General features: G+C 64.6%; 14 protein-coding genes. 8 read left to right on the top strand and 6 right to left on the bottom strand.

Annotated features, from left to right (window positions below; all coding sequences use genetic code 11):
• Positions 1-8: 8 nt before the first annotated feature.
• The 8 genes from ACNFH5_RS05285 (at position 9) to ACNFH5_RS05250 (ending at position 11,850) form a co-directional block, all read left to right on the top strand.
• Positions 9-1,415 carry a NarK family nitrate/nitrite MFS transporter gene (locus ACNFH5_RS05285; protein ID WP_416744648.1) on the top strand — a complete coding sequence of 469 codons (1,407 nt, stop codon included), beginning with the start codon at positions 9-11 and terminating at the stop codon, positions 1,413-1,415.
• A 98-nt stretch (positions 1,416-1,513) separates the two neighbouring features.
• A complete protein-coding gene (locus ACNFH5_RS05280) occupies positions 1,514-5,293 on the top strand; it encodes a nitrate reductase subunit alpha (RefSeq protein ID WP_416744647.1) in 3,780 nt (1,259 codons plus the stop codon).
• An 11-nt stretch (positions 5,294-5,304) separates the two neighbouring features.
• Positions 5,305-6,852 (top strand): nitrate reductase subunit beta, encoded by a 1,548-nt coding sequence (gene narH, locus ACNFH5_RS05275; RefSeq protein ID WP_416744646.1) that lies wholly within the window; start codon positions 5,305-5,307, stop codon positions 6,850-6,852.
• A 5-nt stretch (positions 6,853-6,857) separates the two neighbouring features.
• Positions 6,858-7,598 (top strand): nitrate reductase molybdenum cofactor assembly chaperone, encoded by a 741-nt coding sequence (gene narJ / locus ACNFH5_RS05270; RefSeq protein ID WP_416744645.1) that lies wholly within the window; start codon positions 6,858-6,860, stop codon positions 7,596-7,598.
• A gap of 2 nt (positions 7,599-7,600) precedes the next feature.
• Positions 7,601-8,287: a respiratory nitrate reductase subunit gamma gene (gene narI, locus ACNFH5_RS05265; RefSeq protein WP_416744644.1), complete on the top strand. Its 687-nt coding sequence runs from the start codon at positions 7,601-7,603 to the stop codon at positions 8,285-8,287.
• A gap of 99 nt (positions 8,288-8,386) precedes the next feature.
• Entirely contained in the window at positions 8,387-9,205 is an 819-nt protein-coding gene (locus ACNFH5_RS05260; RefSeq protein ID WP_416744643.1) for a peptidylprolyl isomerase, read from the top strand.
• Between the two features lie 187 nt (positions 9,206-9,392).
• On the top strand, positions 9,393-10,379 hold the full coding sequence (gene moaA, locus ACNFH5_RS05255) for a GTP 3',8-cyclase MoaA (RefSeq protein ID WP_416744642.1): 987 nt from the start codon (positions 9,393-9,395) through the stop codon (positions 10,377-10,379).
• A 694-nt stretch (positions 10,380-11,073) separates the two neighbouring features.
• Entirely contained in the window at positions 11,074-11,850 is a 777-nt protein-coding gene (locus tag ACNFH5_RS05250) for an ABC transporter substrate-binding protein (protein ID WP_045210677.1), read from the top strand.
• Positions 11,851-12,508: 658 nt separating this feature from the next.
• Here the strand turns inward: ACNFH5_RS05250 and ACNFH5_RS05245 are convergent.
• Genes ACNFH5_RS05245 through ACNFH5_RS05220 form a run of 6 tightly spaced genes read right to left on the bottom strand, consistent with a single transcriptional unit; the run spans position 12,509 to position 18,158 of the window.
• On the bottom strand, positions 12,509-13,387 hold the full coding sequence (locus tag ACNFH5_RS05245) for a hypothetical protein (RefSeq protein WP_416744641.1): 879 nt from the start codon (positions 13,385-13,387) through the stop codon (positions 12,509-12,511).
• Between the two features lie 2 nt (positions 13,388-13,389).
• The gene (locus ACNFH5_RS05240) at positions 13,390-13,857 is read right to left on the bottom strand and encodes a hypothetical protein (protein WP_416744640.1); all 468 of its coding nucleotides are present in this window, start codon (positions 13,855-13,857) and stop codon (positions 13,390-13,392) included.
• An 8-nt stretch (positions 13,858-13,865) separates the two neighbouring features.
• Positions 13,866-15,539, bottom strand: coding sequence for a hypothetical protein (locus ACNFH5_RS05235; RefSeq protein WP_416744639.1), 1,674 nt, complete (start codon positions 15,537-15,539; stop codon positions 13,866-13,868).
• A complete protein-coding gene (locus ACNFH5_RS05230; protein ID WP_416744638.1) occupies positions 15,532-15,873 on the bottom strand; it encodes a hypothetical protein in 342 nt (113 codons plus the stop codon). Before ACNFH5_RS05230 ends, ACNFH5_RS05235 begins: the two co-directional genes overlap by 8 nt.
• 3 nt (positions 15,874-15,876) lie before the next feature.
• On the bottom strand, positions 15,877-17,586 hold the full coding sequence (locus tag ACNFH5_RS05225) for a hypothetical protein (RefSeq protein WP_416744637.1): 1,710 nt from the start codon (positions 17,584-17,586) through the stop codon (positions 15,877-15,879).
• A gap of 44 nt (positions 17,587-17,630) precedes the next feature.
• Positions 17,631-18,158 (bottom strand): hypothetical protein, encoded by a 528-nt coding sequence (locus tag ACNFH5_RS05220; RefSeq protein WP_416744636.1) that lies wholly within the window; start codon positions 18,156-18,158, stop codon positions 17,631-17,633.

Raw genomic sequence — 18,158 nt, 5'->3', positions numbered from 1 at the left:
ATGCCGTCATGGGCATGATCGCCAATTCCCAATTCAAAGCCGCCAAAGGACCCCTGCTGGTCGACTGGCGCCCGGAGGACCCGGAGTTCTGGGCCCGGACCGGCAAGCGCATCGCCGCACGCAACCTGTGGATTTCCATCCCGGCGCTGCTGCTGGCCTTCGCCGTGTGGATGATCTGGAGCACCGTCACCGTGCGCCTGAACGCCGCCGGTTTCAGCTTCAGCAACGACCAGCTGTTCCTGCTCGCCGCGCTGCCGTCGATCTCCGGCGCCACGCTGCGAATCTTCTACTCCTTCATGGTGCCGATCTTCGGTGGCCGTCGCTGGACGGCGCTGTCCACTGCCTCGATGCTGATCCCCTGCCTGTGGCTGGGCTTCGCCGTGCAGGACCCGACCACCCCTTACTGGGTGTTCGCGACCATCGCGCTGCTGTGCGGCTTCGGCGGCGGCAACTTCGCCTCGAGCATGTCCAACATCAGCTTCTTCTACCCGAAGAACCAGCAGGGCACCGCCCTGGGCCTGAACGCCGGCCTGGGCAACCTGGGCGTCTCGGTGATGCAGTTCGCCGTGCCGCTGGCCGTGGCCGGTGGCCTGTTCGGTGCCTTCGGCGGTGAGCCGGAGACACTCTCCGACGGCACCCGCCTGTGGCTGCAGAACGCTGGCTGGATCTGGGTGCCGTTCATTGCCGTGGTCTCCGTGGCCGCCTGGTTCGGCATGAACGACATCGCCGACGCCAAGGCCTCGTTCCGCGAGCAATCGGTGATCTTCAAGCGCAAGCACAACTGGCTGATGTGCTGGCTGTACGTGGCCACCTTCGGCTCGTTCATCGGCTTCTCCGCCGGCTTCGCCATGCTCAGCAAGACCCAGTTCCCGGATATCAACCCGCTACAGTACGCCTTCCTCGGCCCGCTGGTGGGCGCTCTGAGCCGGCCGCTGGGCGGTTGGCTGGCGGACAAGTTCGGCGGCGCGCGCATCACCCTGTGGAACTACGCGGCAATGATCGCCGGCGTGTTCGCGGTGATCAGCTTCCTGCCGGGCGCGAACGGCGCTGGCAGCTTCTTCGGCTTCCTCGGTTCGTTCATCGCGCTGTTCTTCTTTGCCGGCATCGGCAACGGCAGCACCTTCCGCATGATCCCGGTGATCTTCCGCAACGAGTGGGCCGCACGCCTGAAGAAAGGCGGCTTCAGCGAGGCCCAGGCCGCCAAGGGCGCGAGCATGGAATCCGCCGCGGTAATCGGCTTCTCTGCCGCCATCGGCGCCTTCGGCGGCTTCTTCATTCCCAAAGCGTTCGGCACTTCGCTGGCCATGACCGGCAGTGCCGAGGGCGCCCTGTACCTGTTCGTCGCCTACTACCTGAGCTGCATCGTCGCCACCTGGTGGTGGTACGCGCGCAAGGGCGCGGAAAGCCCCTGCTGATTTCCCTGCGCGGTCGGCCCCGCCGGCCGCGCCACGAACCGTTTCGCGAGCTTGATTAGCGTTTGAACGCCCGGCGCAGACCGGGTGAGGAGATACCGATGAGTTACCTGCTCGACCGCCTGCAGTTCTTCAAGAAGAAGCAGGGTGAATTCGCCGATGGTCACGGCGAGGTCACCAACGAAAGCCGTGCCTGGGAAAACAGCTACCGGCAGCGCTGGCAGCACGACAAGATCGTTCGCTCTACCCACGGGGTGAACTGCACCGGCTCGTGCTCCTGGAAGATCTACGTGAAGAACGGCCTGATCACCTGGGAAACCCAGCAGACCGACTACCCGCGCACCCGCCCGGACCTGCCCAACCACGAACCGCGCGGCTGCCCTCGTGGCGCCAGCTACTCCTGGTACATGTACAGCGCCAACCGCCTGAAATACCCCAAGGTGCGCAAGCCGCTGCTCAAGCTCTGGCGTGAGGCCCGCGCCACCCACAACGACCCGGTGGATGCCTGGGCCAGCATCGTCGAAGACTCCGCCAAGGCGAAAAGCTACAAGAGCGAGCGCGGCCTGGGTGGCTTCATTCGTTCGAGCTGGAACGAAGTCACCGAGATCATCGCCGCCGCCAACGTCTACACCGCCAAGACCTACGGCCCGGACCGCGTCATCGGCTTCTCGCCGATCCCGGCCATGTCCATGGTCAGCTACGCCGCTGGCGCCCGTTACCTGTCGCTGATCGGCGGCGTATGTCTGAGCTTCTACGACTGGTACTGCGACCTGCCGCCTGCGTCCCCGCAAATCTGGGGCGAGCAGACCGACGTGCCGGAGTCGGCCGACTGGTACAACTCCAGCTACATCATCGCCTGGGGCTCCAACGTCCCGCAGACCCGTACCCCCGATGCGCACTTCTTCACCGAAGTCCGCTACAAGGGCACCAAGACCGTGGCCGTCACCCCGGACTACTCCGAAGTGGCCAAGCTCACCGACCTCTGGCTCAACCCCAAGCAGGGCACCGACGCCGCATTGGGCATGGCTTTTGGTCACGTCATCCTCAAGGAATTCCACCTCGAGAAGCCCAGCGCCTACTTCGTCGACTACTGCCGCCAGTACACCGACATGCCGATGCTGGTGCTGCTCGAACCGCACACCGAAGGCGTGCTCAAGCCGACCCGCTACCTGCGCGCCGCTGACCTGGCGAACAACCTTGGGCAGGACAACAACCCCGAGTGGAAGACCATTGGCCTGGACGAAATCTCCGGCGAGCTGGTCTCGCCCACCGGCGCCATCGGCTACCGCTGGGGTGAGTCGGGCAAGTGGAACATCGAGGAAACCGAAGGCGGCGAGAAGCGTGAAACCCGCCTGGCGCTGACCCTGATCGACGGTCCGGAAAAGGCCTGCGACGTCGGCTTCCCGTACTTCGCCGGCCAGGAACACCCGCACTTCAAGGGCGTGGACAACGACGAGGTGCTGGTGCGCCGCGTACCCTTCCGCGAATTCACCGGCGCCGACGGCCAGACCCTGCGCGTCGCCACCGTGTACGACCTGCAGATGGCCAACTACAGCGTCGACCGTGGCCTGGGTGGCCGCAACGTCGCCGCCTCCTATACCGATGCCGATGTGCCCTACACCCCGGCCTGGCAGGCGCGCATCACCGGTGTGCCGGCGGCACGCGCCATCCAGGTGGCCCGTGAGTTCGCCGACAGCGCCGACAAGACCCACGGCAAGGCCATGGTCATCATCGGCGCGGCGATGAACCACTGGTACCACATGGACATGAACTACCGCGCGGTCATCAACATGCTGATGATGTGCGGCTGCATCGGCCAGAGCGGCGGTGGCTGGGCGCACTACGTCGGCCAGGAAAAACTCCGCCCGCAGACCGGCTGGGTCCCGCTGGCGTTCGGCACCGACTGGAGCCGTCCGCCGCGGCAGATGAACGGCACCAGCTTCTTCTACCTGCACAGCTCGCAATGGCGCCACGAGAAGATCTCGATGCACGAGGTTCTTTCCCCGCTGGCCGATACCAGGCAGTTCCCCGAGCACGCGCTGGACTACAACATCCGCGCCGAGCGCATGGGCTGGCTGCCGTCCGCCCCGCAGCTCAACCGCAACCCGCTGCACATCGCCGCCGACGCCGAGCGCGCTGGCATCCCGGTGCAGGACTACGTGGTGCGCGAGCTCAAGGCCGGCAACCTGCGCGTGGCCAGCGAGCAGCCGGACGATCCGCAGAACTTCCCGCGCAACATGTTCATCTGGCGCTCCAACCTGCTCGGCTCTTCGGGCAAGGGCCACGAGTACATGCTCAAGTACCTGCTGGGCGCGAAGAACGGCGTGATGAACGACGACCTCGGCAAGGCCGGCGGGCCGTGCCCGGGCGAAGTCGACTGGGTCGACGAAGGCGCCGAAGGCAAGCTGGACCTGGTCACCACCCTGGACTTCCGCATGTCCTCCACCTGCATGTACTCGGACATCGTCCTGCCGACCGCGACCTGGTACGAGAAGGACGACCTCAACACCTCCGACATGCACCCCTTCATCCACCCGCTGTCCGCCGCCACCGATCCGGCGTGGGAAGCGAAAAGCGACTGGGAAATCTACAAGGCCATCGCCAAGAAGTTCTCCGAGGTTTCCGTCGGCCACCTGGGTGTGGAGAAGGACCTGGTTACCGTGCCGCTGCTGCACGACACCGCCAACGAACTCGCGCAGCCGTTCGGCGGCAGCGATTGGAAGAAGGGCGAGTGCGAACCGGTTCCCGGCCGGACCATGCCGACCCTGCATGTGGTCGAGCGTGACTACCCGAACACCTACAAGAAGTTCACCTCCCTCGGCCCGCTGCTGGACAAGCTTGGCAATGGCGGCAAGGGCATCGGCTGGAACACCGACAAGGAGATCAAGCTGCTCGGCGAGCTGAACCACAAGGTCACCGAGACCGGCATCAGCCAAGGCCGTCCGCGCATCGAGAGCGCCATCGATGCCGCCGAGGTGATCCTTGCCCTGGCGCCGGAAACCAACGGCCAGGTGGCGGTAAAGGCCTGGGAAGCACTGTCGAAGTTCACCGGCCGTGACCACACTCACCTGGCGCTGCCCAAGGAAGAAGAGAAGATCCGCTTCCGCGACGTCCAGGCGCAGCCGCGCAAGATCATCTCCAGCCCGACCTGGTCAGGTCTGGAAGACGAGCACGTGAGCTACAACGCCGGCTACACCAACGTCCACGAGATGATCCCGTGGCGCACCCTCACCGGTCGCCAGCAGTTCTACCAGGATCACCCCTGGATGCAGGCATTCGGCGAAGGCTTCGTCAGCTACCGGCCGCCGGTCAACACCCGCAGCACCGACAAGCTGTTCAACAAGAAGCCCAACGGTCACACCGAGATCACTCTTAACTGGATCACCCCGCACCAGAAGTGGGGCATCCACTCCACCTACAGCGACAACCTGCTGATGCTCACCCTGTCGCGCGGTGGCCCGATCATCTGGATGAGCGAGCACGACGCGAAGCGCGCCGGCATCGAGGACAACGACTGGGTCGAAGTCTTCAACGCCAACGGCGCCGCGACCTGCCGCGCAGTGGTCAGCCAGCGCGTGAAGGACGGCATGGTGATGATGTACCACGCCCAGGAGCGCATCGTGAACCTGCCGGGCAGCGAGACCACCGGCACCCGCGGCGGCCACCACAACTCGGTGACCCGCGTGGTCCTCAAACCCACCCACATGATCGGCGGCTACGCCCAGCAGGCGTGGGGCTTCAACTACTACGGCACCGTTGGCTGCAACCGCGACGAATTCGTCGTGGTGCGCAAGATGAACAAGGTCGACTGGCTCGACGAGCCGGAGCAGGGCGGACTGGGCGGTGACTCCCTGCCGCAACCGCTGCCCCAGGACATTTGAGGATTACTGCCATGAAAATTCGTTCGCAAGTCGGCATGGTGCTGAACCTCGACAAATGCATCGGTTGCCACACCTGCTCCATCACCTGCAAGAACGTCTGGACCAGCCGCGAAGGCGTCGAGTACGCCTGGTTCAACAACGTCGAAACCAAGCCCGGCATCGGTTACCCGAAAGAGTGGGAGAACCAGGAGAAGTGGAAGGGCGGCTGGAAGCGTAACGCCGATGGCTCCATCGTCCCGCGCATCGGCGGCAAGTTCCGCGTGCTGGCGAACATCTTCGCCAACCCGGACCTGCCGGAAATCGATGACTACTACGAGCCCTTCGACTTCGACTACCAGCACCTGCACACCGCGCCCAAGGCCCAGCACCAGCCGGTCGCCCGCCCACGCTCGCTGGTCTCCGGCCAGCGCATGCAGAAGATCGAGTGGGGCCCCAACTGGGAGGAAATCCTCGGCACCGAATTCGCCAAGCGTCGCAAGGACAAGAACTTCGATCAGGTCCAGGCGGACATCTACGGCGAGTACGAAAACACCTTCATGATGTACCTGCCGCGCCTGTGCGAGCACTGCCTGAACCCGGCGTGCGTGGCTTCGTGCCCGAGTGGTGCGATCTACAAGCGCGAAGAGGACGGCATCGTCCTCATCGACCAGGACAAGTGCCGCGGCTGGCGCATGTGCATCAGCGGTTGCCCGTACAAGAAGATCTACTTCAACTGGAAGAGCGGCAAATCCGAGAAGTGCATCTTCTGCTACCCGCGCATCGAGGCCGGCCAGCCGACCGTCTGCTCGGAAACCTGCGTGGGCCGCATCCGCTACCTCGGTGTACTGCTGTATGACGCCGACCGCATCCACGAAGTAGCCACCTGCGAGAGCGAGCGCGACCTGTACCAGAAGCAGCTGGAGATCTTCCTCGATCCGTTCGACCCGAAAGTGATCGAGCAGGCGCGCAAGGACGGTGTACCGGACAGCGTCATCGAGTCCGCGCAGAAGTCGCCGGTCTACAAGCTGGCCATGGACTGGAAGCTGGCGCTGCCGCTGCACCCGGAATACCGCACGCTGCCGATGGTCTGGTACGTGCCGCCGCTGTCGCCGATCCAGAACGCCGCCGCCGAAGGCCATATCGGTAGCGACGGGGTGATCCCGGATGTCGAATCCCTGCGCATCCCCGTGCAGTATCTGGCCAACCTGCTGACTGCCGGCGACACCGCCCCGGTGCTGCTGGCCCTCAAGCGCCTGCTGGCCATGCGTGCCTACAAACGCTCCGAGCACGTGGAAGGCAAGCAGGACCTGGACGTGCTTAAGAAGGTCGGCCTGACCGTGAACCAGGTGGAAGAGATGTACCGCTACCTGGCGATCGCCAACTACGAAGACCGCTTCGTCATCCCCACTGCGCACCGTGAAGAGGCGCTGTCGGATGCCTTCGCCGAGCGTTCGGGTTGTGGTTTCAGCTTCGGCAACGGTTGCTCCAGCAGCTCTGGCAGCAATTCTGGCGTCAACCTGTTCGGCGGCAAGGCCGTGGACAAGCGCAACGTCATCCAGACCGTGCAGATACAGGAGTGATGGCCATGGATACGCATAGCCAATTACTGAAGCTCAGCGCGCTGATGCTGGATTACCCGCGCCTCGAGCTGCGCGAGGAAAGCCTGGCGCTGCATGCCCTGATCCGCACCTGCGACCTGCCGGAAAAGCAGCGCGACGGCCTCGCCGCGCTGCTCAACGAGCTCTGCAAGGGCGACATCCTCGACGTGCAGGCCCGCTACGACGGGCTGTTCGAGCGCGGTCGCTCGGTCTCGCTGCTGCTGTTCGAACACGTGCACGGCGAAAGCCGTGACCGTGGCCAGGCGATGGTCGACCTGATGGACCGCTACACCCAGGCGGGCCTGGTCATCGACGTCAACGAGCTGCCGGACTACCTGCCGCTGTACCTGGAGTTCCTCGCCCTGCAGGACGCCGAGTCGGCCCGCGCCGGCCTAGCCGAAGTCGCCCACATCCTCGCGCTGATCGCCCTGCGCCTGGAAGAGCGTGGCAGCGCCTATGCGGCGGTCTTCAACAGCCTGCTGGAGCTGTCCGGCGAGCAACCCGACCTCGGCGCGCTCAAGCGCGACCGCGAGCAGGAGGTGCGCGACGACAGCCTGGAAGCCATCGACAAGGCCTGGGAGGAAACCCCGGTGAGCTTTACCGAGCCCGCCGCCGGTTGCCCGTCCACCAGCGCCCGGCGGATTTCCTCCGCCGCCGAACAACCCATGCAGTGGGTCGCCCAGCCGGTGCCGCAGATGCAGTACCGGGCGGCCAGAGAAGGAGTCTGAACATGTCCCTCGATCTTCTAGCGTTCGGGATCTACCCCTACGTCGCGCTCGCCATCTGCCTGATCGGCAGCTGGGCGCGCTTCGACCTCTCGCAATACACCTGGAAAGCCGGCTCCAGCCAGATGCTGAGCAAGAAGGGCATGCGCGTTTACAGCAACCTGTTCCATGTGGGGGTGCTGTTCATCCTCGCCGGCCACTTCGTCGGTCTGCTGACCCCGCACTCGGTCTATGAGCACCTGATCAGCACCGAGCAGAAGCAACTGCTGGCAATGGTTTCCGGCGGCTTCTTCGGCATCCTCTGCTTCATCGGCCTGACCGGCCTGATCCTGCGCCGCCTGACCAACGAGCGCGTACGCGCCACCGGCAACGCGTCGGACCTGATGATCCTGCTGGTGCTCTACGTCCAGCTGATCCTCGGCCTGTCCACCATCGTCGCCTCCACCCATCACCCGGATGGTTCGGTGATGGTCATGCTCGCCAACTGGGCGCAGTCCATCGTCACCTTCCAGCCGCTGGCCGCCGCCGAAGCGATCGCGCCGGTCTCGCTGGTCTACAAGCTGCACGTGACCCTTGGCCTGACCCTGTTCGTGCTGTTCCCCTTCACCCGCCTGGTACACATCGTCAGCGCTCCGGTGTGGTACTTCGGCCGCCGCTACCAGGTGGTCCGCACCAAGCGTCGCGCAGCGTGAAGCGGCGGCGGATAACGCTGGCGCGTTATTCGCCCTCCCTGAAGCTCTTCCCCCTCTGCCTTCAGGGAGGGGGAAGAGGGTTACCAGAGGTGATCGAAAATGAGTTGCTCCCACTATGAAGCCAAGGTCGAACACGTCGACCTGCCGAAAATCGCCGTCAACGGCATTGTCATCGACGAAGACGAACTGGCCCGCGAGCTGCAATACCATCCCGCTTCCAGCCACGCCGAGGCGCTGTACTCCGCCTGCCGTGCGCTGGTGGTGCGGCAACTGCTGCTGCAACGCGCCCAAGCGCTGGGCGTAACTGGCGAGGCAGAGGAGGGCGAGGCCGCCGAAGAGGCGAACATCCGCGCCTTGATCGACCGTGAAGTCGGTGTCCCCGAAGCCGACGAAGCCAGCTGCCGGCAATGGTACGAAGCCAACCCGACCCGCCTGACCTCGCCCTGGCGCATGCGTCTGCGTCATGTGCTGCTGGGCTGCGCGCCGGACGATCTGGAAGGCCGCGCCAAGGCCCGCGAACAGGCCGGGGAACTGCTCGCCGAACTGCGCGAGCACCCCGAACGCTTTGCCGAAAAAGCCATGCGCTTCTCCGATTGCCCGTCCAAGGACGACGGCGGTGACCTGGGCTGGATCGAACCGGGACAGACCGTTCCCGAGTTTGAGAAACGCCTGCTGCAACAACACCCCGGCCTGCTCGGCCATCCGCTGGAAAGCCGCTACGGCCTGCACGTGGTCGAGCTGATCGAGCGTGAAGGCGGTGAGCCGCTGAGCTTCGCCGAGGCGCGTCCGCGCATCGCCGGCTACCTGCGTGCCCAGGTGCTGCAGCGTGCGGTCAGCCAGTACATCAGCGTGCTGGCCGGTGAATCGCGGATCGACGGCTTCGTCTTCGACGGAGCGGAGTCGCCGCTGGTGCAGTAGAGCCGAACCCCTCTCCCTAACCCTGGCTACGCGCCCCGCTCCGAAGGGAGAGGGGACCGTCCGGTGCAGGATGAAATATTGGTGTCAGCCGGCACGGATAGCTCCCTCTCCCTTCATGGGGGGACGCCTAGTCAGAGGGCGGGGGAGAGGGATCGCCCAACTCTGATCTGCCATGGAGCAATGTCAGATGTCCGAATGGATCGACGGCCAGGGCCGCAGGATCGACTACCTGCGCCTGTCCGTAACCGACCGCTGCGACTTTCGCTGCGTCTACTGCATGTCGGAGAACATGCGCTTCCTGCCGCGCCAGCAGGTGCTCACCCTGGAAGAGATCGAGCGGGTAGCACGCCTGTTCGTCGAGCGCGGCGTGAAGAAGCTGCGCCTCACCGGTGGCGAACCGCTGGTGCGCCCCGGCATTGTCCACCTCTGCGAACGTCTTGCTGCGCTGCCGGAGTTGCGCGAGTTGTGCATGACCAGCAACGGTTCGCAGCTCACCCGATTGGCTGGCGATCTAAAGGCCGCTGGCCTGACCCGCCTGAACATCAGCCTCGACACCCTGGATGCGCAACGCTTCGCCGCCATCACTCGTACCGGGCGCCTGGATCAGGTGCTGCGTGGCATCGACGCCGCCCAGCAAGCCGGTTTCGAGCACATCAAGCTGAATTGCGTGGTGATGAAGGGCCGCAATGCCGACGAAGTGCCGGCGCTGGTGGATTACGCCATCGCCCACGGGCTGGATATCAGCTTCATCGAGGAAATGCCTCTGGGCCAGGTGGGCCGTGAGCGCGAGGAGAGCTTCTGCTCCAGCGATGAAGTCCGCGGACTGATCGCCGAGCACCACGAGTTGCTGGACAGCGCCGAGCACAGCGGTGGCCCGGCGCGCTACGCACGCCTGGCACAGCATCCGGGCACACGCATCGGCTTCATCTCGCCGCATTCGCACAACTTCTGCGCCACCTGCAATCGCCTGCGCCTGACCGCCGAAGGTCGCCTGCTGCTGTGCCTGGGCCACGAGAATTCCCTGGACCTGCGCGGCCTGCTGCGTCGCCATCCGCTGCACGATGAACCCATCCTCGACGCGCTTCGCGGCGCCCTGCAGCGCAAGCCGGCGCGCCACGAATTCAGCGTCGGCGATGTTCAGGTTCTGCGCTTCATGAACCTCAGTGGCGGCTGAAACAGACCTCCCTTGGCGGGCATCATGCCCGCCGCGTGCCTTGCGTCCCTGACTAAACCCGTAGGGCGAATAACGCGCAGCGTTATCCTCCACTTCGGTGCGTGCACAGCGAACCCCTTCGCTCCATGAAACGTCGCGGATGCTCGCTTTTCGTAGGAGCGAGCTTGCTCGCGAACAACCCCCGACTTCGGAGTCAGGCGGTTCGCGAGCAAGCTCGCTCCTACAAGCCCCTGCGTTCTTCCCTGGAAACAGGCACAAAAAAGCCCCTGCGACATGAGCGTATCGCGGGGGCTTCGGGCATCTGCCAAAGGTAAAACCGTGGAAGCTACGGTAAATCATGCGAAAGAATCGTTTCGAGTCCTCCTCGGATCGCGTCGGAACGCATCCAGACTAAGGCGCCAGCCCGGTGCGCAACATTCCTCCGAAGGAGTAGCGCAGGCGTCGCAAAGGGGAGTGCGCCGCGCGGTCGCAGGGCGATTGACGTTGTGTACTTTTTAGTCCAGATTGGATTTTAAGTTTACGCGCGCCCGCGCGTGGATGGACCAGAACAAGAAGCCGTTCGCCTGGGTGAGGGCAAGGCAATGCCGCTGCGACCTACTGCGTCGCGCCCCTGGACGAACCAAGAAATGCCGTACTCACTGCCACGACGTATCGGCCGGCGCTCGCCCCGGCGACCACACAACGGAGTTCATCGATGAATCGCAAAGCCCTGCTGGGCGGCCTGATGCTGGCTGCCTTCGCCACCTTCTCCCACGCCGACGACAAGCCCCTGCGCATCGGCATCGAGGCAGCCTACCCGCCTTTCGCCTACAAGACCCCGGAAGGCGGCATCGCCGGCTTCGACTACGACATCGGCAACGCGCTGTGCGCAGAGATGAAGCGCAAGTGCCAATGGGTCGAGCAGGAATACGACGGCCTGATCCCCTCGCTGAAGGTGCGCAAGATCGACGCCGCGCTGTCTTCCATCACCATCACCGAAGAGCGCAAGCACTCGGTGGACTTCACCCACAAGTACTACTTCACTCCGGGCCGCCTGGTGATGAAGGAAGGCTCGCAGCTGGACGAGCAGTTCAGCCAGCTCAAGGGCAAGAACATCGGCGTGCAGCGCGGCTCCACCGCGGACCGCTTTGCCACTGAAGTGCTGGGCAAGGCCGGCGCCAACGTGGTGCGCTACACCAGCCAGGACGAGATCTACCTGGACCTGCTGGCGGGCCGCCTGGACGGCACTTTCGCCGACTCCATCCCGCTGGAGATCGGCTTCTTGGAAACTCCGCGTGGCAAGGGCTTTGCCTTTATCGGGCCGGAATTCAAGGACCCGAAATACTTCGGCGAGGGCGCCGGCATCGCGGTGCGCAAGGGCAATACCGAGCTGGTCGGCCAGCTCAATGCCGCCATCGACGCGCTGCGCGCCAATGGCAAGTACAAGGAAATCGAAGGCAAGTACTTCAAGAGCGATATCTACGGGGACTGATGTTTCCGTCGCGTTGCAACAAAGGCCGCCTTCGAGCGGCCTTTGCTTTTCGTAGGACCGAGGGGGACGCCTAGTCCTTGCTCGCGAACTGCACTCTGCCGTCCCTGTCGATGAGTGCATTCGTAGGATGGGTCGGGCGGCGTTTCGCGAGCTTGCGATACCCATGCTGGCTATGCGCTGGTTGGCTTGGGCATTTTTGCGCCGCTTTGGCGTGTTCGGTTACTTCTTGTTTCGCCCCCTCGGGCGAGTCACTTTCTCAAACGCCAGAAAGTAACCAAAGGGCTTGCCCCCGGACATCCGGTTTTTTGCTTGGGGCGAAAAATACCCTCGTTGAATCGAAGTTTCAGGGGCACGCGGCGAAGGGCCATCCCTGGCCCATCGCCGCTCTCGCGACATCCATGTCGCTCAACCCCTGAAACTCCGCTTCAACGAGGCCTCCTGAACGGGGCATTCGGCGTGTGCGGACGTTTCTCTGGAAGGTTTTTAAAAGCCAAAGCCAAAGCCAAAGTGAGGTTCGCGAGTGTAAGCGCGCGACGGTTTTGGCACTGCCTCGCGGGACTCTTGGCATAGGGCGCCAGTTGGTGGCGCCCCATGTTCTTGCGGGACATTTGGCACGCCGCTTGGTGCATCGCGACTCAGCCTAGGATGGGCCAGTTTTCTAAGCCGCTGGCTGCATCTGCGCGGCGATCACCGTGGCGTCGTAGTACCGCACTATCCGAAACACGTTCGCTCCACTCGGAATGGTGAAGGTGACGGAGTTGTCACCATTCTCCGTCGGCGCGCCCGCCGACTCCGGCACCAGGTAGACCTCGTGGGTGTTCACCGCGTAATCCACCCCCGGCACGATCTTCAAGGTCTTCGCGCTGGAGCCACCTATCACCACTAGCAGCAGTTCGTGGACGTTGTCCTCGGCTGCCATGCCGCGCAGATTGATTGTGTAAGTGGTGTAGCTTCCCGACATGCGGAAGACGACCACCCGACGCCCCAAAGGCCAATTGAGGGCGCTTTGGCCGCCCACCATGAAGTCGTCGTCATTGACGGTCACGGCGTATTCAATGCCGTTGCTCCCGCCGCCGCCTCCAGCTGGCGTGCCCTTGAAGATTGCCTCACCCCAGTCAGCGGCCGAGGCGGTGCCGGTGGACAGGTAGGTCTTTTTGTTCGTCGTATCGACGTACTGTGCCCCTACGCTGGGCGGGGCGCTGGTAGGTGCCCCAGCGCCAGTTACTAGCCCGCTGGCGCCGGTCACAATCGGGAGCCAGTCGGAGGCCGAGGCGGTGCCCACTGCTACGTATGTACGTTTGGCCGCCGTGTCGACGTAGTGCGCTCCAACTATCGGGGGCGCCGCTGCGGGCGCGCTGGTGCCGGTAACGATGGGCAAGACCCCGGTTTGTAGAGGCTGCCCCCAATCTGCCGCAGCAGCGGTCCCCGTGGAGACATAGGTCTTCTTGTTCGTGGTGTCGACGTAGTGAGCGCCGATGCTGGGAGGCGCGGCAGCGGGCGCCCCGGCGCCAGTGACGATGTGTTGTACGTTTGCCATGGTCATACCCCTTTCAGATAGTTTCCTTGTTCATCGGTTAAGCGATTGCCGCCCTGATCGGCGAGCACGTCCTCAGACGGCCCTCCATCCTCCAAAGCCGAAACGCGCTGCTGCAGGTCCTGCACCTGGGAGGCCAGCGCGTCGACCTGGGAAGCCTTTGCCACTAGGCCGGCGATGGTTCCCGCCGTGGGGCCACACAGCACCCAGTCCCCGGCGACGAACGCCCCGGCCTGGGTGCTCTCCTGCTGTCGCACCAGGGCGATAGCGCCGCCAGGCGCCGCCGATGCCTTGACGACCTCCACCCGTGTGCGCTCCCGAATGTCGAGGGAGTCCACCAGGGTGAGCAGGTAGAAGTCTTCCGCCGCCATGGGAAGGCGGGCCGCATCGGCGGCCGCGATGGGCAGCGTGCCTCCAGCTGGGGCCAGCGGCCCGGTCAGCTGGATGAAGTAGTCGTTAACGAATCTCTGCATGGGATTACCTACGCGAAGTTGACGGGCAACTGCTCACCTACCGCCACCTCACCCGTGACCGGGTTCCAGCTGCCGTAGCGCGGCGAGCCGCCTGAGACGAGGAAGGTGCGCGAGTCGACCCCTGAGGGCTGAGCGCTGGGGCCGTAGAGCTGCTGATTGCCGTTCCCCGCCCCCGTGGTGAGCAGGCAGATCAGGTGATTGCCGTAGACCCACGGCCGCGCACTGAGGCCGCGCGTGCCATCGAAGCTGCCGACGACCAGGCTCCGCATCGCCCTGGTGTTGTTGGCGCGGTCATTCGGGTCGAACGGCAGCTCAAACAGCATGTGCGGTGCGATCCGGCTGCCAAAGGGCTGGAAGCCGAGCAACTGGCCGGTGGCATCGGAGACGCTGGTGTCCCAGGTCTCGCCGTTCAGCTCCAGGCGGTACGTCGAGCGCCCCTCATACGGAACGAGCGAGAGATCGCTGGCGCGGCCGGCGCCCTCATTCTTCCGCTCGACGTGGTAGTGGATCGAGGCGCTGTCGAAGATTTCGCCGTCGAGCAGGAGGGAGATGTCGTAGTGCTCGTCGTAGGTGTTGCTTATCAGCGTCTGCCAGTCATAGAGCCCCCCGGTCGAAGAGGTCGACTCGAAGTTACACTCGGTGTTGCTGGAGTTGGGCTTGTAGTGCTGCCGCGTCTGCGCGGGCGTCACTGCGGTGGCACTGCCAGTGTGCGAGTTCTGCTCGTTCAGTGTGTACTCGGCCTGCAGCTCGACCACTCCGATCTCGCCGTCAGGCTTGAACCAGAACGCGACCGGGTAACGGATGCTGCAAGAGCGTGTGCCTTCCCAATACCCGAACTCGTTGACGGGCAATCCTTCCGTCACTGGTAGCAGGGCAATGTTGTAGGCGTCGATGGACCGCACGAAGTCCTTGGGGCAGCTTGCGGAGCTGGGCTCCCAGCGCTCGCTGATAGTGGTTTGCGCCGACCACCGCTTGCGTACAGGGCCCCAGCTACTTGAAGCGCTGTAACCCCCATCGTCCGGCGCATGAAGCACTTCGAGGCGGGCGACGAACTCATCACCTGGCTGCCCGGAGCCACTGATGCGAAGTATCAGAGCACCATTCCCTGCGGCCGGCAGCTCACTACTGCCAGCGATGAACAGCCCCCGGCCACCGTTGGCGTCGACGTCCCAGAGCACGTTTGCCTCCTCGATCCAGGTGTCTGCCGGGCTGATACCGACCAGCTCGACCGGCACCAGGACGGTCTGGGGCTCCCAGGAGTCGGTGGATTTGCGAAGGCGCAGCTCACCAAAGCGTGTGAGCGTCAAAGGCTGAACCAAGGTGCCGCCGTTGATCGCGAATGCCGGGGCCTGAACCCTCCAGAGGTTGCCGGGCGCTACTGCGTACAACCAATGGCACGGCCTGGCACGCTGGGCGCCATGCAGCAACACCTGATCGCCGCCAGGAAAGACAATTACCTCGTTTCGCCACGTCCACCCGCGTATGGCGTCCTGCGCCACCTCTTCAGGGGAGCGTTCGATAGGCGCAACATTTGGCACTTTCAAGCGCCAGGACCAGCCTGGAACCGCGCCGGCATCGTACCCCTCGCGGGTCTTGCCATTCGGCAGTCGCAAGGTGTTGCCCGTGATCCTGCCGTGCCACGGGCAGCCCCAGGCGCTGACCTTGGTCAGTTGCTCAATCATCGGCGGGCTCCAGATAGCGGAATTGCGCCTCGGCGTTGTTGGCGTCCTCGAAGGTGACGCTCTTGATGGGTTTCAGCTCCATGACGTAGACGCCATCGGAGCTGTACAGGTACTGGGTGTCCCAGGTCGTGCGGCTGGTTTCGGTCAGGGGGCTGGCGATGCCTCCCCCCGGCGTTGCTGCGGCGGGCTCCTGGTAGTCCGCACGACCGCGCTGTGCTGCAAGCGCCCCCCGTGGCTCCAGAGTTTTCAGCTGCTTGCTCTGCGCGGCGCTGCCGCCAGTGAGGGCGCGCAGGTCTGCAACAATCGAGGCGCTGCGCGTGGTGTTGGATGCCATGTATCAAAGCTCCAGCAAATCGTCGGGTATGCCGACGCGATAGATGACGGAGACGGGAACCTCGCGCTCATCGCGCAGGGCAGAGTCGATCTCCGGCGCGGTAATCGTCATGCGGCGCGGGAACTCTTCCAGGTTCGGGTTGATGTCGTCGTCGCGGTCGTCGTAGTTCCCCGCGAACCCGTCCAGGGCGTCGTCGTAGATCGGGCTTTCGTTGCGCAGGCCCAACTGGCTGGCTAGCGGGTCGTGGACGAAATCAGCCTGGGTGACGTCGACAGCCGGCTTGGCGGGGGGCGTGAGAGGATCGGAAACACCGCCGCCCCTCATCACGGCGATGGCCAGGGTGGTGATGGCGGTGCCCGCGTCGAAGTCGTACTCATCGACGATGCGGCGGCACTTGCCGCGCACCTTCACCTGGTCGCGCAGTTCAAGCGTATGCACCAGGTCGCAACCGACGCCCATGGGAGTCGGCACTTGCCAGCTAACGGTGGTGCCGCGATGCGCGCCAATGACCGAGACTGCCGCGCGCTGCAACGTGCAGAGGAAGGCAGCCTCGCGGCGTTCGTCGTTCACCAGGTCGGTGGCTCCCGGCTCGCCGGCATCGAACTCGTCGCTCTCCCAGGACTCGCTGCGGCCGTCCTCGATCTCAAACGCGGCGCTTTGGCGGTTGAGTACCTGGACCTCGCTGGCGCCCTCAAGACCGACTTGAGTACCCATGAGGATCGAATAGCGCTCAGTGACCGGCTGCGCCCAGCGGCGCCCGCCTGTCCAGGTCGCGCCCAGCACCAGGTTGGGGAATCTGTTGGTCCAGCCCTGGCCAGTGCCGCAAGGGTCGCCATTGGACGGCGGGAGCCTGTTGTACTCCGCATCGGCCAGCAGCTTCATCCCGGCGCTGGAGGTTGCCTGCTCGATCATGTCGACGTCTGGCAGGTCGGTGGACTGCGGCCGCCAGTGACAGAAGCCGCCCACGCCACCAAGCCCGCCCGTACCGGGGTGCTCCCATGAATAGTGGTCGTGGCGCTCCCACAGCCGGCTGTATCGATAGTCGACGTTCAATTCCACGCGGTTGGTGGCGCTCTGTGCCTGGGCCAGCTCGACGCTCACGGTCTGGTAAAGCGTGCTGCCCTCGGCGAAGACGAACGCCGGGGCCTGGGAGTACCAGGAGGTCACTCGGATCACGCCATCGGCGCTGACGTCCAGCGCTGCTGGCACCGTGCTCAGCCGCTCGGTGGTGTAGTCGAAGCGGCTGCGACCCTCCGCAGCCTCGAAGACGTCGGGCGACCAGGCGCCTCCCACCAGGCCGTCAATCTCGGCAATCTGCATCTGCTCGATGCGCTGCTGCAGCTTGTCGCTGCAGGTGATTTCCATCACCCGGTTGACCGCATCCCAGCGTGGCTCAACGGCCACGCCGGTATATCGGCGGGCGGTGGTCGTGGTGCCGCCTGTCTCGCTGATGAAGTCGACCATCACAGCATCACCGCCCAGGTCGGTCGGAACCGATGCCCCTGGCGGGTAGTACAGCGAGAAGGTGGCAACGCCTGCCGCGCCTTCCTCACGGTCAATCTGCATACGGCCGGTCAGGTTCCCGGCTACCTGCGCGCCGCCGATCAGCACCGACACCCACCAGCGGAACGCATAGCCGGATGCCGGTACGCCCAGCCCTGGTGGCTCGGGCGGCTGGATAACAACGGGCTCACCTGGCGCCTGGCCAAGCACCAGCGCTCCATTGAACGTGACCGAGTTGAACGGCGCGCCGAACATCAGATTTCCTCCGCGCTCAGCGACCAGTCATAGAGCCCACTGGCCTCGTCGAACTCGTAGGTCAGACCAGGAGTGAACACCACCAGGCGCGGCAGCCAGAACACGCGGTAGGCGGTAGCTCCGGCGACCGCCTGCAGCTCGACGCTGTCGCCGTTCATGAGGACAGCCACGTCCAGCCATTGGCCACCAGCGAACGCCCATCCCCAGGGCGCCACATCGGGACGGCGTTGAGCGGCTGGCGGGAGGACGAACTGCCGGCCTGTGCCAATCATCGCGCGAGGGGCAACGCACAGCAGCTCAAGCGGCTGGCTGACATCGAGGGCGAACAGACCGGGGTCAAGGTTGCCAGCCCCGCTGGCGGTGGTCGCGGTCTTGCCCCAGTTGGTCATCTTGATCCCGGTCCCGCCATTCAGGCGCAGCGCGGTGCTGCCTCCAATGGGCTCATAGCTCTGGCGGATCGGACCGGCGCCCGCGTGCTGGATGATCGACAGGCCGCCCAGGATCAGCGGCGTTGGCGTGTTGCTCAT

Source organism: Pseudomonas sp. NY15435 (assembly GCF_048068295.1).
Lineage (GTDB): Bacteria > Pseudomonadota > Gammaproteobacteria > Pseudomonadales > Pseudomonadaceae > Pseudomonas.
This window is presented reverse-complemented; position numbering and strand designations above follow the sequence as displayed.

Bases quoted from the DNA above. Each gene is read 5' to 3' on its own strand.
- narI (WP_416744644.1), top strand. From the start codon at position 7,601: ATGTCCCTCGATCTTCTAGCGTTCGGGATCTACCCCTACGTCGCGCTC.
- ACNFH5_RS05235 (WP_416744639.1), bottom strand. From the start codon at position 15,539: ATGATTGAGCAACTGACCAAGGTCAGCGCCTGGGGCTGCCCGTGGCAC.
- ACNFH5_RS05285 (WP_416744648.1), top strand. From the start codon at position 9: ATGGGCATGATCGCCAATTCCCAATTCAAAGCCGCCAAAGGACCCCTG.
- ACNFH5_RS05220 (WP_416744636.1), bottom strand. From the start codon at position 18,158: ATGAGCAACACGCCAACGCCGCTGATCCTGGGCGGCCTGTCGATCATC.
- ACNFH5_RS05230 (WP_416744638.1), bottom strand. From the start codon at position 15,873: ATGGCATCCAACACCACGCGCAGCGCCTCGATTGTTGCAGACCTGCGC.
- ACNFH5_RS05250 (WP_045210677.1), top strand. From the start codon at position 11,074: ATGAATCGCAAAGCCCTGCTGGGCGGCCTGATGCTGGCTGCCTTCGCC.
- moaA (WP_416744642.1), top strand. From the start codon at position 9,393: ATGTCCGAATGGATCGACGGCCAGGGCCGCAGGATCGACTACCTGCGC.
- ACNFH5_RS05245 (WP_416744641.1), bottom strand. From the start codon at position 13,387: ATGGCAAACGTACAACACATCGTCACTGGCGCCGGGGCGCCCGCTGCC.
- ACNFH5_RS05260 (WP_416744643.1), top strand. From the start codon at position 8,387: ATGAGTTGCTCCCACTATGAAGCCAAGGTCGAACACGTCGACCTGCCG.
- ACNFH5_RS05280 (WP_416744647.1), top strand. From the start codon at position 1,514: ATGAGTTACCTGCTCGACCGCCTGCAGTTCTTCAAGAAGAAGCAGGGT.
- narH (WP_416744646.1), top strand. From the start codon at position 5,305: ATGAAAATTCGTTCGCAAGTCGGCATGGTGCTGAACCTCGACAAATGC.
- narJ (WP_416744645.1), top strand. From the start codon at position 6,858: ATGGATACGCATAGCCAATTACTGAAGCTCAGCGCGCTGATGCTGGAT.
- ACNFH5_RS05240 (WP_416744640.1), bottom strand. From the start codon at position 13,857: ATGCAGAGATTCGTTAACGACTACTTCATCCAGCTGACCGGGCCGCTG.